The organism is Elusimicrobiota bacterium (genome assembly GCA_016706425.1).
Taxonomy (GTDB): domain Bacteria; phylum Elusimicrobiota; class Elusimicrobia; order FEN-1173; family FEN-1173; genus JADJJR01.
Genome location: JADJJR010000001.1, coordinates 245,245 through 259,642, shown reverse-complemented (window position 1 = coordinate 259,642; position 14,398 = coordinate 245,245). Strand labels below are relative to the sequence as shown.

The 14,398-nt window shown below is 64.3% G+C and carries 14 protein-coding genes and 1 tRNA gene; 6 read left to right on the top strand and 9 right to left on the bottom strand.

The genetic code is table 11. From position 1 onward, the window contains the following. Positions 1 to 74 precede the first annotated feature (74 nt). Both katG and IPI56_01060 read left to right on the top strand, forming a co-directional pair. A complete protein-coding gene (gene katG / locus IPI56_01065; protein MBK7544331.1) occupies positions 75 to 2,330 on the top strand; it encodes a catalase/peroxidase HPI in 2,256 nt (751 codons plus the stop codon). Then, the gene (locus tag IPI56_01060; protein ID MBK7544330.1) at positions 2,327 to 2,797 is read left to right on the top strand and encodes a DNA starvation/stationary phase protection protein; all 471 of its coding nucleotides are present in this window, start codon (positions 2,327 to 2,329) and stop codon (positions 2,795 to 2,797) included. The genes katG and IPI56_01060 overlap by 4 nt, the downstream gene beginning before the upstream one ends. 80 nt (positions 2,798 to 2,877) lie before the next feature. Here IPI56_01060 and IPI56_01055 read toward each other — a convergent pair. From IPI56_01055 to IPI56_01025, 7 genes are all read right to left on the bottom strand, one after another. After that, a tRNA-Ser gene (locus IPI56_01055) sits at positions 2,878 to 2,968 on the bottom strand. A gap of 193 nt (positions 2,969 to 3,161) precedes the next feature. Next, a complete protein-coding gene (locus tag IPI56_01050; GenBank protein MBK7544329.1) occupies positions 3,162 to 5,108 on the bottom strand; it encodes an ABC transporter permease in 1,947 nt (648 codons plus the stop codon). Further along, positions 5,105 to 6,070 (bottom strand): efflux RND transporter periplasmic adaptor subunit, encoded by a 966-nt coding sequence (locus tag IPI56_01045; GenBank protein MBK7544328.1) that lies wholly within the window; start codon positions 6,068 to 6,070, stop codon positions 5,105 to 5,107. Before IPI56_01045 ends, IPI56_01050 begins: the two co-directional genes overlap by 4 nt. Beyond that, a complete protein-coding gene (locus IPI56_01040; protein MBK7544327.1) occupies positions 6,067 to 7,311 on the bottom strand; it encodes a TolC family protein in 1,245 nt (414 codons plus the stop codon). The genes IPI56_01045 and IPI56_01040 overlap by 4 nt, the downstream gene beginning before the upstream one ends. 108 nt (positions 7,312 to 7,419) lie before the next feature. Continuing rightward, positions 7,420 to 7,983 (bottom strand): YceI family protein, encoded by a 564-nt coding sequence (locus IPI56_01035; GenBank protein ID MBK7544326.1) that lies wholly within the window; start codon positions 7,981 to 7,983, stop codon positions 7,420 to 7,422. A 96-nt stretch (positions 7,984 to 8,079) separates the two neighbouring features. Then, a complete protein-coding gene (locus IPI56_01030) occupies positions 8,080 to 8,625 on the bottom strand; it encodes a hypothetical protein (GenBank protein ID MBK7544325.1) in 546 nt (181 codons plus the stop codon). A gap of 11 nt (positions 8,626 to 8,636) precedes the next feature. Further along, positions 8,637 to 9,386 carry an SDR family oxidoreductase gene (locus tag IPI56_01025; protein ID MBK7544324.1) on the bottom strand — a complete coding sequence of 250 codons (750 nt, stop codon included), beginning with the start codon at positions 9,384 to 9,386 and terminating at the stop codon, positions 8,637 to 8,639. Positions 9,387 to 9,465: 79 nt separating this feature from the next. On the opposite strand from IPI56_01025, the gene metF reads away from it, so the two are divergent. The 4 genes from metF to IPI56_01005 all read left to right on the top strand — a co-directional run bounded on the left by metF (position 9,466) and on the right by IPI56_01005 (position 12,097). Beyond that, positions 9,466 to 10,338, top strand: a complete 873-nt coding sequence (metF, locus tag IPI56_01020; protein ID MBK7544323.1) for a methylenetetrahydrofolate reductase [NAD(P)H] — start codon at positions 9,466 to 9,468, stop codon at positions 10,336 to 10,338. Positions 10,339 to 10,422: 84 nt separating this feature from the next. Next, positions 10,423 to 10,818, top strand: coding sequence for a zf-TFIIB domain-containing protein (locus tag IPI56_01015; GenBank protein ID MBK7544322.1), 396 nt, complete (start codon positions 10,423 to 10,425; stop codon positions 10,816 to 10,818). Then, positions 10,815 to 11,462: a CPBP family intramembrane metalloprotease gene (locus IPI56_01010; protein ID MBK7544321.1), complete on the top strand. Its 648-nt coding sequence runs from the start codon at positions 10,815 to 10,817 to the stop codon at positions 11,460 to 11,462. The genes IPI56_01015 and IPI56_01010 overlap by 4 nt, the downstream gene beginning before the upstream one ends. 56 nt (positions 11,463 to 11,518) lie before the next feature. Next, positions 11,519 to 12,097, top strand: coding sequence for a hypothetical protein (locus IPI56_01005; protein MBK7544320.1), 579 nt, complete (start codon positions 11,519 to 11,521; stop codon positions 12,095 to 12,097). Positions 12,098 to 12,302: 205 nt separating this feature from the next. On the opposite strand, the gene groL is transcribed toward IPI56_01005, so the two are convergent. Both groL and groES read right to left on the bottom strand, forming a co-directional pair. After that, positions 12,303 to 13,943 (bottom strand): chaperonin GroEL, encoded by a 1,641-nt coding sequence (gene groL, locus IPI56_01000; protein MBK7544319.1) that lies wholly within the window; start codon positions 13,941 to 13,943, stop codon positions 12,303 to 12,305. 12 nt (positions 13,944 to 13,955) lie between these two features. Then, positions 13,956 to 14,273, bottom strand: coding sequence for a co-chaperone GroES (gene groES / locus IPI56_00995; GenBank protein ID MBK7544318.1), 318 nt, complete (start codon positions 14,271 to 14,273; stop codon positions 13,956 to 13,958). Positions 14,274 to 14,398 lie beyond the last annotated feature (125 nt).

Genomic DNA, 14,398 nt, shown 5'->3' with positions numbered 1-14,398 from the left:
TTCTAATATTAGACAATGTCTAAAATGAGCGGTCCCGCCCCGGGGCCGCGGTGGATCGACCCAGGAGAAAACCCATGAGAAAGCGAATTTTGGCGTTGGTCGCGGCGATCGCCGCTCTCATCGCCGCCCCGACGTTCACAAACGCGATGGAAGGCCCGGCGAAGGGCCAAGACACAGCGCGAACCAACAAGTTTTGGTGGCCCGAACAACTGGATTTGACGCCCCTGCGGCAACACCAACCGAAATCCAATCCCTACGGCGCCGCCTTCGACTACGCGGCGGAATTCAATTCACTCGACCTCGCGGCGGTCAAACGCGACATCAACGCGGTCCTGACCGCCTCCCAGGACTGGTGGCCCGCGGACTACGGCAATTACGGGCCGCTTTTCATCCGCATGGCGTGGCACAGCGCGGGCACCTACCGCACCCTGGACGGCCGCGGCGGGGCGGGCGGCGGGCAACAACGTTTCGATCCACTGAACAGCTGGCCCGACAACGCCAACCTCGACAAGGCCCGGCGGTTGCTCTGGCCCATAAAACAAAAGTACGGTCGAAAAATCTCCTGGGCGGACCTGATGGTCTTGACCGGCAACGTCTCCATGGAGAACATGGGTTTTAAAACGCTCGGGTTCGCCGGGGGGCGCGCCGACGATTGGGAAGCCGACCTCGTTTACTGGGGCCCGGAATCCAAATGGCTGGAGGGACAACGGCGGGACAAGGAAGGCAAACTGACGGGGCCCTTGGCCGCCGTGCAAATGGGTTTGATCTACGTCAACCCGGAGGGGCCCGGCGGGAACCCCGACCCCCGCGCCGCGGCGAAAGACATCCGCGAATCCTTTGGCCGCATGGCGATGAACGACGAGGAAACGGTCGCTTTGATCGTCGGCGGGCACACTTTCGGCAAGACCCACGGCGCCCACGCGCCGGACAAGAACGTCGGGCCGGAACCGGGGGCGGCCCCCCTGGAAGAGCAAGGGTTCGGCTGGATGAACAGCCGCGGCAAAGGAAACGCCGAGGACACGGTCACGAGCGGTCTGGAAGGGGCCTGGACGAGCGCGCCGAACCGTTGGACGCACATGTTCCTCGACAACCTCTTCCGGTTGGATTGGAAGAAAACCAAAAGCCCGGCCGGGGCGGTCCAATGGATCCCGACCGACCCGAAGGCCGCGACCCCGGTGCCCGACGCCCACATCCCGGGCAAGTTCCACGCGCCCATCATGCTGACGACCGACCTGGCGATCAAAGAAGACCCGGCCTACCGAAAAATCGGCCTGCGGTTCCGCGACGACCCCCAAGCCCTTGAAGACGCCTTCGCCAAGGCCTGGTTTAAATTGACGCACCGGGACATGGGCCCCCGGGCGCGCTACCTGGGGCCGGACGTGCCGAAATTGGAACTCCTCTGGCAGGACCCGCTCCCGAAAGCCGATCACCCGTTGATCGGCGAGAAAGACATCCAGGCTTTGAAAGCTGAGATTCTACAGGCCGGCCTGAGCGTGCCCGACCTCGTCCGCACGGCCTGGGCGTCGGCCTCCACCTTCCGGTCCAGCGACATGCGGGGCGGCGCCAACGGGGCGCGCGTGCGCCTCGCGCCGCAGAAAAATTGGGCGGTCAACAACCCGAAAGAGCTGGCGAAAGCCTTGGACCGTTTGGAATCGGTATGGAAAAAGTTCAATCGCTCCCTTCCCGGCGGGAAAAAAGTGTCGCTGGCGGACGTGATCGTCCTGGGCGGGGGTGCGGCGATCGAAAAAGCAGCGAAAGACGCCGGTCGGGCGGTGGAAGTCCCGTTTCGTCCGGGCCGCACGGACGCCTTTCCGGAACAAACCGACCCGGCTTCCTTCGCCGTGTTGGAGCCGGCCGCCGACGGCTTTCGCAATTACTACAGCGCGGCGGCTTATCGGTCCCCGGCGGATTCGCTTGTGGACAGGGCCGCGCAGTTGAACCTCAGCGCTCCCGAGATGACCGTCTTGATCGGCGGCCTGCGCGCCTTGAACGCCAACACGGGGGGGGCCCCGCACGGTGTCTTGACCGCGCGCCCCGGCCTCTTGACGAACGATTTCTTCGTCAATCTCCTTGACATGTCCACGAAATGGGCCAAGTCGGAGAAGGCCGAGGGCGTTTACGAGGGGCGGGACCGGAAAACCGGGAAGCTGAAGTGGACGGCCACGGCCGTCGACCTGGTCTTGGGGTCCAACGCCGAACTGCGCGCGGTGGCGGAAGTTTACGCTTTCAACGAGTCCAAGGACAAGTTCACCCAGGATTTCGTGAGCGCCTGGACCAAGGTCATGGACCTCGACCGATTCGACAAGCCCGCCAAAGGAGAACAACCATGAGCCCCACGCAGGAAGCCACGCCCCAACAGAAAAAGGATATCGCCCAGGGCCTGTCGGTGCTGTTGGCCGACAGCTACACCCTCTACTTGAAGACCCACAACTTCCACTGGAACGTCGTGGGCCCGATGTTTCAAGCGCTGCACCTTATGTTCGAGACCCAATACACGGAGCTGGCCCTGGCCGTGGATTTGATCGCCGAGCGCATCCGGGCGCTGGGAATCCCGGCCCCCGGGTCCTACGCCGAGTTCGGTAAGCTGACCTCGGTCAAGGAAGCGGTCGGCGTGCCCAAGGCCACGGAAATGATCCGACAGCTCCTCGAAAGCAACGAGACGGTGATCGCCGCGGCGAAGAAGGCCTTCCCCGCGGCCGAAGGGGCGGGGGACCAAGCCACCATGGATCTGCTGACCCAGCGTATCACGACCCATGAAAAGACCGCCTGGATGTTGAAGAGTCTATTGGAAAACTGAAGCCGATCCCGTTTCTTTCGGGCGCAAAAAAAAGCCCGGCGGGAAATCCCCGCCGGGCTTTTCATTTCCAAGGTAAAACTCGGAAAGGGAGGGATTTGAACCCTCGGTACAGGAATTAACCCGTACAGCGGATTAGCAATCCGCCGCCTTCAGCCGCTCGGCCACCTTTCCAAAAAGAATAAATTTCAAAGGGCGTGCCTCGTTCCCGCGACGGCCCCCGGCCGTTGTCGCAAGGAACTCCCCCTCCCTTAGCGACGGACTAAGTCCGTCACTTCGACCCGGTCCCCTTTTCCAAAAAACGGTGACAGACTTCGGTTCAAGGGAACTGTTTTCAAGCCGGGATTATAGCACTTCGCCGGTGGGCCTATTCGTAGCGCAGAGCGTCGATGGGGTTGAGGGCCGCGGCCTTCCGTGCCGGCCAGAAGCCGAAGACCACGCCGATGCCCACCGAGAAAAAGAACGACAGGAAAACGGACCCCGGCGAAATCCCCACGGTCCAGCCGGCGACCTTGGACAATGTCCAGGAGGCGCCCACCCCCAGGGCCAATCCCGACAGGCCGCCGGAGAGGCTGATGACCAGGGCCTCGATCAAAAATTGCGCGCGGATGTCCTGCGGCCGGGCGCCCACGGCCTTGCGCAGGCCGATCTCCCGGGTGCGCTCGGTCACGCTCACCAGCATGATGTTCATGATGCCGATGCCCCCGACCAGGAGCGAAATCGCCGCGATGGCGGCCAGGAGCACGGACAACGTGCGGCTCGTGGACTGCACCGCCGATTGGATCTCCGCCAGGTTTAACACGTCGAAGGAGTCGTCGTTTTCCTCGGGGATCCTCCGCCGCTGGCGGATCAACCCGCGCACGGCCGCTTCGGTGTCGGCCAGGACGTCGGCCCCCGTCGCCTGGATGTCGATGCTGTCGACGTAATCCTTGCCCAGAAGGCGGTGCATGGCCGTGGAAAGCGGCAACAGCACGACGTCGTCCTGGTTGCGCCAGCCGGAGGCGCCTTTCGCCGTCAACACCCCGATCACCTGGAAATTCACCCGATTGATTTTGATGTATTCCCCCAGGGGGTCCGCTTCACCGAAGAGCTCCTGGGCGGGGGTCGCCCCGAGCACGGCCACCCGGGCGCGGGAAAGGGTCTCCTCCTCGGTGAAAAACCGGCCCCGCGACAGGGTTTGGGACCGCATGGGGGCGTAATCCGGGGTCGTGCCGAGGACACCGCTTCGCCAGTTCTTGTTGCCGAACACCAGTTGCGCCGACCCGTTGACGGACGGAGCGACCCGCGCCACCGTCGGGATTTCGGCCGCGATCTCCCGGGCGTCGGCCTCGGTGAAGCGCGTCACGGCGCCGGCTTCCTGCACCACCCCGTGGGAACGGAAAGACCCCGGCCGCAACACCAGCAAATTGGCCCCCAGGGTTGACAGCTGCGCTTCCACGGATTGGCGGGCCCCGGCGCCCAGGGCCAGCATGGCCACCACGGCCGCCACGCCGATCAGAATGCCCAGCATCGACAGACCCGAGCGGACTTTGTTGGCGCCCAGGGACCGAAGCGCCTCCTTGAAATGGGTGCCCAGGGCACGCCAGCGGCGCGGGCGGGGCGGGGCGGGCTCCGTCGGGCGCGGGGCCGCCGCCCGGGCCAAGGGTTCTCCCTGCCGTTCGTCGGACACCACACGCCCGTCCTTCATGCGGATCACCCGACGGGCGTGCCGCGCCACATCGGGCTCGTGGGTCACCAACAGGATCGTCAAACCCCGTTGGTTGAGATCCGTGAAAAGGGCCATGATTTCATCCTGGGTGCGGGAATCGAGGTTGCCCGTGGGCTCGTCGGCCAAGAGCAGAAGGGGGCGGTTGATCAGCGACCGGGCGATGGCCACCCGTTGTTGTTGGCCGCCGGAAAGCTGATTGGATTTGTGCTGGGCGTGGCTGGCGAGGCCCACCTCCCGCAACAGGTCCCGGGGGTCGCGGCCCGTCGACCCGTTGGCGTAGAGCAGCGGCAGGGCGATGTTTTCCATGGCCGACGTGCGGGGGAGCAAGTTGAATTGTTGAAACACGAACCCCACGCCCCGCCCCCGTTCGGTGGCCCGTTCCTCCTCGGACAGGCGCGAGACGTCGCGCCCCGCCAGGCGGTAAACACCGCCGTCGGGCACGTCCAACAGCCCCAGAATGTGCATGAGCGTGGACTTGCCGGACCCGGAGGGGCCCATGATGGCGATGAAATCGCCCGCGTCGATCGTCAAGGTGACCCCGCGCAGGGCCTCCACGGGCACGCCCCCCGTGCGGTAGGTTTTGCGAAGGTCCGCGACCTCGATCATCTCGTGTTGCGACCGGGGCGTCGGGGCATGGGCGAGAGCGGGTTGGACTTGGATTCCTTGGCGGCGGTCGAAACCGCCGCGCCGCTGGCGACCAAAACCCGATCGCCCTCGGCCAACCCCTCGACGATTTCCACGCGTTTCCCGTCGGAAAGACCCGTCCGGACGGCACGCTCTTCCGCCGCCCCGCCCGCCGCGGGGATCAGCACCCGGGCCGCGTCCCCGACGCCTTTCACGGCGGACACGGGGAGAATGAGAGCGTTCTCTTTTTCGGCGACGCGGAAGGTGAGGTTGGCCGTCATGCCGCTGCGCATGAAGGCGGGCACGTCCTCGGGCAGGACGTCCACCTCGTAGATGGTCACGTTGTTGATGGTCTTGGCCTCGAAGGCGATGTGTTCGACACGTCCCCGCAGCGGCTCCCGGGGGTAGGCGTCCAAGACCACGCGCACGGGTTGCCCCAGGCGCACCTGGCCCACGTCCGTTTCGTCCACCTGGGCTTTCAGGATCAGTCGATCCGACATGATGAGGACCGCGTCGGCCGCGGTGACGGTCTGGCCCGGCTCGACGTTGCGCGCGATCACCAGGCCCGCCACGGGCGCCACCAGGGGCGTGGGCTTGTAGAGGTCTTCCCACCGCGCCACCTCGTCAGACCCCTTGGCCCGGGCGGCGTCCAACAGGGCGGCCCTTTCCGTGGAGCTCATCCAAGCCAAAATCTGCCCTTTCTTGACGGCGTCTCCTTCGCGCACCAAAATCGATTCGGCCCGCCCCGCGATGGGGGGCTTGATGAGGAGGCGGTTGCGCGGCCGCACGTCCCCCGTGGTCAGGATGGAAGATTGCAGGGTGTCCCGCGTCACCATCACTTCCCGGTACGCGGGGCCGGTCGGTTTTCGTTTCACCCACCACACCCCCGCGCCCGCCAACACCAACGCGGCGAGTCCCACCGTTCCTTTCCATCGACGTTTCATGGCAACACTCCCTTTCCCAAGGCCCGGTCCCAGGCGGCCGCGGCGCGCGCCGCCGTGCGGCGGGCCAACAGGGCCTGCTTTTCGTTTTCAATCAAATCGTTCTCGATGAGGTCCCAATCCTCAAAAGCCAACAGACCGCTGGTGTATTGGCTGCGGGCGATTTCAGCGCGGACCTGGGCGGCCTTCAAGAATTCGGCCCGCACGCCGAGGGTTTGGTGGGCGTTTTGATGCTCGACCCAGGCGGAGCGCAGGGCGAGGTGAGCGGATTGGCGCGCGTCGATCAAGGACGCCTCGGCCGCGCGCTCCTCGGACCGGGCGGCGCGCGCGTCGGCGCGGAGGCCCCCGCCGGTGAAAAGCGTCCAGGAAAGGGAAACCCCCCCGCGCCAGGAGGCCTCGGAAAAACGGCCGTCTTCGCCGGACCAATCCTGGGACAGGCTCGCGTCCAGGCTGGGGAACAGGCCCCCCCGCGCGCTCACCGCGGCGGCCCGGGCGGCGCGCGCGTCGGCGTCGGCGATTCGGGCGGCCGGGGTTTCGAGGGCGAGCGTCGCCAGGTCCGGCGCGGCGGGCGACGGCGTCAAAACATAGGTCCCCGTCGCCGACAGCGGGGATTCCAAATCCCGGCCCATCGCCCGGGCCAGGCCGGCGCGGGCCAGCAGGACCTCCCGGGCCGCGCGGTCGACGTCGAAAAGCGCCTGGGTGTGAGCGGCCTGAATGCGCAAATAAGACCCTTTGTGCTCACGCCCGCCGTCGAACCGCAGGCCCACCAGATCGCGGTTGTCCCGTCGCCGTTCGGCAATGGTCCGCGCCAGGCGTTCGTTTTCCTGGGCGTACAAAAGGTCGGTGTGCCCCGACCGCGCGTCTTCAAGGATTTGCGCCGTCGCGGCGTCCAGCCGGGCGCGGGCGGCGTCCCGTCGGGCCCCGGCGGCCTCCGACCCGGCCAGGGTTTTCAAACCGTCGAAAAGGTTTTGCCTCAGGGTGAGACCGGCGCTGTTGGACCAAGGCCCCGCGTCCCGGAAGGGGCCCGGGTCGCCCGCTTTAACGGTCGACGCGCCCGCCGACACCGTCGGGGCAAAATCCCCCCGGGCGGCCCGAAGGCGCGCCTCGGCGGCGGCCGCGCTTTCGCGGGCGGCGACGACCTCCGGGTTGCGGACCAGGGCCTCCCGCGCGGCGTCGGCCAACGTCACCGGGTCGGCGGCGGCCAAAGGCCGCGCGGTCAAGAGGAGCAGGGGCAACCAACGCATAGGGCTTATCATACCGTTTCTGGGGTCACCAACGTCAGACGACGTCCCCCCCAAAAAAGTGTCGGGCCGGCGGGGTTTCTCCCGCCGGCCCGACGGTTTTGAAATCGCTTATTTCTTCGCGGCGGGGCGCGGGCGGTTGAATTCCACGTGAAGGTCGATCTTGACCTGGTCGCCGATGACCACAGCGGGGCCGTAGGTGATGTTGAAATCCCGGCGGTTGATCGTGAGGCTTCCTTCAATGCCGAGAACGGACAACGGGGCCATGGGGTGATCGGTCGGGCCCGAAAGGGCGAAGGGGATTTCCACGGATTTCGTCACGCCCTTGATGGTGAGGTCCCCCGTGGCCACGAAACCGTCATCCTTGCGAACGACCATCGTGCTCTTGAAGGTGATGGTGGGGTGTTTGTCCACTTCGAAAAAGTCCGCGGCGCGCAGGTGCTTGTCGCGGCTTTCGTCGTTGGTGTCCACCGACGCGGCGTCGATAGTGACTTCGACCGAGGATTTGCCGAGGCTCTTCTCGTCCAAAACCAGGGTACCGGACACCCTGGGGAAAGACCCCTTCACGTTGGAAATGCCCAAATGCCGAACCGAAAAGCCGACCGACGCGTGGGACGCGTCCAGTTGGTAAGTGTCAGCCGCGAAAACCCCGGCCGCGCCGGCCACCGCCAACATTCCCAAAACGAAACTCTTGAAACGCATAAAGCCTCCTTCGGAATTTGGTGTTCTATAACTATAACGTTTTTTCGGCCAAAAAGTTCCCAAAAACAGTCAGGTTTTTGGCGCGGCGCGCCGAACAATCACCCACAGGGCCACGCCCGCGCCCAAAAGTAAAAACCCCGCGACCCCCCCGACCACGGCGTCGGTGCGCGCCCGCGCCACCGATTCGTGCAGGAGGAGAAAACGCCCCGCGGGTCCGGACAGCACGCCGGTGACGGTGTATTTCCCTTCGTCAAGAATTTGAAATTGGAAGAGCGGCGCGCCCCGCGGCGCGGCGGTCGGTCCGTTCACGACGGGGACGCTCTGGCTCGTCAGGTCGTCGCGAATGGAAACAAAGAGGCCCGCCACGGCTCCGGGGGAGCGCGGGTCCCGAACGCCGCCGTAAACGCCGGCTTTGAGTTTCAACTGGGCCGAACCGGGGAAAGCCACGGCGTGGTGGCCCCGGGTTAATACCGATAAGACCGAGCCGCCCGCCACGCCCATCACCACGACGCCCAACAGGGCCAACCCCGCGGCCAGACCGATGGCCGCCTTCACCCCCGCGGCACGGCCGCCCGGAGCCGCTGGCGGAAGGGTGTATATCGAGTTTTTGCCCATGGGTGTCCTTTCTAAAAGAGGTGCCGACCGCCGTCCACCCGGAGGGTTTCCCCGGTGACGAAGTCGGAATCGATGAAAAACAGGATGGCCTTGGCGATTTCCTCGGACCCGCCCCAACGGCCCAGGGGCGTGTTGGCGATCACCTCCCGGTTGGCCCGGGGAGACAGTCCCGGCGGCGGCAAAATGGGCCCGGGGGCCACCGCGTTGACCAAAACCCGGGGCGCCATCTCCAAGGCGAGGGCTTCGGTCAATCCCTTGACCGCGGTTTTGGCGGCGTAGTAGGCGGCGTAACCTTTATAGCGCGGGCGTCCCGAGGCCGCCACCCAATCGGAAATGTTCACGATGCGGCCCCCGTTCCGGGAGAGCCAGGGCGCCGCGAGGGCCGACAGTCGATGGGCGGCTTTCAAATCAACGGCCAGGGCTTTCTCCAAGAACCGGTCCCCCGCCGCCATTGATCGAAACCCCCGGGGGGGCGCCTTTTGATAGTTGGAGGCCATGTTGATCAATACGTCCAAACGATTCCATCGGCCCGTAACGGCGGCCACCAACCGTTGGGCGTCCCCCGGCCGGCTTAAATCGGCGCGGACCAGGAGGGCCCGCCCCCCGGCCTTTTCAATGGCGCCCTGGGTTTCCCGTGCGGCCCGCTGGGACGACCGATAGGCCAGGGCGACCCGGGCGCCCCGGCGCGCCAGACCCAGGGCGACCGCGCGGCCGACGCGGGCCCCGCCGGTCAACAACGCCACTGTCCCGTTCAATTCCATAGGGGCATTTAACCACATCCCGGGACACGCTCCAAGGCGCGGGTCCGACCTCCGTCGGGAATTTGTAGAATGAGCGCCCATGAAGATCGCGTCGTTGTTCGCCCCCGGTCGAACGCTGTTTTCTTTCGAATTTTTCCCGCCCAAAAACGACGGGGACGTCGACCACCTTTTGGCCACGGCCCGGGAGCTGAAAATCCTGGGGCCGGCCTACATTTCCGTCACCTGGGGCGCCGGCGGCAGCACCCGGCGGAAAACCCTCGACATCGTCTCCGCCATCAAAAACGACATCGGCGTCGAGAGCATGGCCCACCTCACCTGCGTGGGCGCGGGCCGCGCCGACCTCGACGAGATCTTGGCCGACATCGCCCGCCGGGGCGTGAAAAACATTTTGGCCCTGCGCGGCGACCCCCCCAAGGGCGCGGCGGCCTTCGTGCCTCACCCGGACGGATTCCGTCACGCCGACGAGCTCGTGGCCCACATTCGAAAGGCCCACGATTTTTGCCTGGGCGTGGCCGGGTACCCCGAGGGACACGTGGAGTCCCCGGACCGGGAAAGCGATCTGGACAATTTAAAACGGAAAGTGGACGCCGGTGCCGATTTCGTCGTCACCCAATTGTTTTTCGACAACGCCGATTTCCTGCGCTTCCGCGACCGGGCCGCGTCGCGGGGCGTGCGGGTGCCGATCGTGGCCGGGCTCATGCCCATCACCAACGCCGGGCAGGTCCAACGGTTCACCCAATTGTGTGGCGCGCGCCTGCCCGCCCCGCTCCTGACGGAGCTGGACCGCCGCCGCGACGACGCCGAGGCGGTAACGCGCCTGGGCATCGACCACGCGACGGCCCAATGCCGGGGACTCCTCGCCGCGGGCGTCGCCGGGATCCATTTTTACACCCTCAATCGCTCCCGTTCCACCGCCGAAATCCTGCGCCGCCTCCAAACCCCCACCGCTTAAACCGCACCTGGAAATTCCACCGGTCGCACTCTATACTTGGGTACGACACCGCGCTTCGACAAACCTTCGCCGAGGAGGAATGTTATGAAATGCCCGAAGTGCCCTTCCGTGCTGAGCCCGTCGTCCACCGACCGCGTGGACTTGAACTTCTGCCCCGATTGCCGCGGTTCCTGGTTCGACAAGGACGACCCCGCGTTCCTCACCGAACTGCGCGACGATTTCCCCAACCCGCCCGAACCGCTCCCCGCCCTGGCCACCCGGTTCGTTTGCCCCCGGTGCGACTCCAAGATGGAGGAGTTGGCTTTTTCCCCGTTGCAGGAACTGCGTCTGAACCGCTGCCCCGCCTGTCGGGGGGTTTGGCTCGACAAGGGGGAATGGAAAAAAGTGGAACGCATCGCCGAAGGCTTCGACACCCCCAAATCCAAGGTTCTCCGCGCCGCCCGGAAACTGAAAATCCGCGCCCGCGCCCGTCCCGAATGAACAAATCCGCCCTGCTCGAAGTGGCGGCGTTTTACGGATGGATTCTCGCCGCGATCTGGGGCGGACAACGTTTGGGTTTGAGCGGCCAGGTGTGGATCGGGGCCGTTTTGTTGATGGGCGCGGCCGTTTATTCCACGCGCCGGCACGGGGACGGGCCGGAACGCCTCGGCTTTTCGATGAGATGGTTCAAGCCGGCGTCGGCGTCGATGCTAAAAGTCGCCGGGCCCCTCCTTCTGGCTTTGGCGGTTTGGGCGGCCGTTTCGCCTCCGCCGCCCATGAAAAAATTGTTTTTTTGGGTTTTGGGCTACCCCCTGTGGGCCTTCGCCCAGGAATACGCCCTTTTGGCCTTCGCGGCCAACCGCCTGCGGAACGGGCTGGGCGATCGAACGAAAACGATCGCGCTGATCAACGGTCTTTTGTTCGCGGCGGTGCATTTTCCCAACCCGATGTTGATGACCGCGTGCCTTCTCTCCGGGGTGGCCTTCACATGGATTTTTCTTAAAACCCCACACCTGGTGCCGCCGGCCCTGGCCCACGCCCTGGGCGGCGCCCTTCTGTCTTGGATTTTCCTTGATCAATACAACGCGATGATGGTCGGCCCCGCTTATTGGAAACACGCTCTGACCCCGGGCCCCCACCCTTGATAAACAGTCTCAAACCGTTAAACTATCCGTAACCTGACACAAGGAGCCGACGCCCCATGGACAACACGACTTACATCGCAAAGAAAAAAGACCTTTTTCACCGGAAAGAATTGATTTCGCTGGTGGGCGTGTTCGCCACGCCTTTCGCGATCCTATTGACCGTCGCGGGAATTGTGGTGGCGGGCGTGCAGGGGCCGACCCTCTGGACCTGCGCCGCGCTCATGGTTTTTAGCGCGTTTATGAACTATCTTTTCCCCTGGCTGCTGGCCAAGCAACCCATGGAGCGGCGCGGCGTCGGCGTGCAGTTGCGATTGATTTTGAACGTGGCGCTCAATTCCGTTTTGGTGTATTACCTGGGAGACGCCTTCCGGCCCATGTGGTTGGTTCTGGCGCTGACCCCCTTCGCCACCGCCATCTACGCTTCGCGTGTGCGCACGCTGTCGGCGGCCTTCGCCGTCTCGGCGGCCCTGTTGACCATCCACGTGCTGCAGGGCCACGGGGCCAATGTGCTGTTGCTGGAACGCCTGTCCTACGTGACCTTCATGGTCTTGATCAGCCTCATGATCAACAGCGCCGCCGTCTACCCCCCCTCCACCGAAGAAATTCTCAAGATGTTGAAGCGGCCCTCGATCTAAAAAACAAGGGCGGGACCCCGAGGGGTCCCGCCCTTTGTTTTAACTTGTTCGACGCGACTTCTGAGTCCCCTCGCGGAGCGCGGAGACACCGGCGGGCCGAAGGCCCGCCCGCTTTTTTAGAAGTCGCCGCCGCCCATGCGTGTGAGTCCCCTCGCAGAGCTCGAGGACCTGGGGCGCGCCAGAGGCGCGTGGGCGGCTGACTTTCTTAGAAGTCTCCCCCGCCCATTCCCCCAGGCATCGCGGGCGCCGCCGGTTTCTTTTCCGGGATGTCCGTGATGAGCACGTCGGTGGTCAGGAGCAGGCCGGCCACGCTGGCCGCGTTTTGAAGCGCGAAACGCGTGACTTTGACCGGGTCCACAACCCCCATTTTAATGAGGTCGCCGTATTCGTTGGATTCGGCGTTGTAGCCGTAGTTTTGGTCGCTGTTGGTGCGGACTTTGTCGATCACGATGGAACCGTCCACGCCCGCGTTTTCGGCGATGGCGCGGAGAGGGTCCTCCAGAACGCGGCGAATGATGTTGATGCCGGTTTGTTCGTCCTGATCGATGGCCTTCACGCCCTCCAGGATTTTCTGCGCGCGCAGAAGGGCCACGCCGCCGCCGGCCACGATGCCTTCTTCCACACCGGCGCGGGTGGCGTGCATGGCGTCCTCGACCTTGAATTTCTTGTTCTTCATCTCGGTCTCGGTCGCCGCGCCCACTTCGATCACGGCCACGCCGCCGGAGAGTTTCGCCAGGCGTTCCTGGAGCTTCTCCTTGTCGTAGTCCGAGGTCGTCTCTTCAATTTGTTTCTTGATTTGGGCGATGCGGCCCTTGATGGCCTTCTCGTCGCCCTGGCCGCCCACGATCGTGGTGTTCTCTTTGTCCACGACCACGCGGGTGGCGCGGCCCAGCATGTCGATGCCGGCCTTGTCGAGCTTGAAGCCTTTTTCCTCGGTGACCACCTGGCCGCCCGTGAGGGTGGCGATGTCCTCGAGCATCTCTTTGCGGCGGTCGCCGAAACCGGGGGCCTTGACGGCGGCGCAACGCAGGCGCCCCTGAAGCTTGTTGACCACGAGCGTCGCCAGGGCTTCGCCTTCGACGTCTTCGGCGATGATGAGGAACGGTTTGCCCTGTTGGACGATCTTCTCCAAAACGGGCAGGAGGTCGTTCATGGCCGAAACTTTCTTGTCGGTGATGATGATGAGCGGTTCTTCCAACACGCCCTCCATCCTCTCCGCGTCGGTCACGAAGTAGGGCGAGATGTAGCCGCGATCGAACTGCATGCCCTCGACGGTGCGCACCAGGGTGGTGGAGGTTTTGCCCTCTTCCACGGTGATCACGCCGTCTTTGCCGACCTTGAGAATGGCTTCGGCGATCTGCTTGCCGATTTCCTCGTCGGAGGCGGAGATCGTCGCGATCTGGGTGATTTCGCTCTTGGCCTTGGCGTCGATGTTGATCTTTTTGGCGTTCTTCTTCAGTTCGTTCACGACCGCTTCGACGGCTTTGTCGATGCCGCGTTTGATGTGGGTGGGGTTGGCGCCCGCCGTGATGTTGCGGAAGCCTTCGGCGATGATGCCCTGGGCGAGCACGACCGCGGTCGTGGTGCCGTCGCCGGCCACGTCGTTGGTTTTGGAGCTCACTTCGCGAACGAGCTGGGCGCCCATGTTCTCGAAGGGGTCCTCAAGCTCAATGTCTTTGGCCACCGTCACGCCGTCGTTGGTGATCGTCGGCGAGCCGAATTTCTTGTCCAGCACCACGTTGCGGCCCTTGGGGCCGAGGGTGATTTTCACCGCGTCGGACAGTTTGTCCACGCCGGCCTTGATGGCCTTGCGCGCGTCGTCCGAATATTTGATTTGTTTTGCCATGGGGCTTTCTCCTTATTTCGCTTCCAAAACGCCGAGAATGTCGTCCTGATGCATGATCAGGTGCTCGTCGCCGTCAATTTTAATTTCCGTGCCGGAATATTTTCCGTAAAGGATCTTGTCGCCGGCTTTCACGTCCATGGGGATGAGCTTGCCGTCGTCCGACATCTTCCCCTTGCCGGCGGCGATGATTTCGCCTTCCTGGGGTTTTTCCTTGGCGGTGTCGGGAATGATCAAGCCGCCGCGTTCCTGTTTTTCTTTTTCCAGGGGCTTCACGAGCACCCGGTCGCCCAGGGGGCGAATCTTTACTTTGGAGAGAACCGCTTCAGCCATATAGGCCTCCTTGATGATTGTTGGCAATCGATTGTTGCGACTGCTAGTTAAACGGCCGTTAAAAAACCGCCGCCCGAAACCGGGCCGTCGGCTTTTACCGTCGACAAAAGCGGGCTTTCAATTTC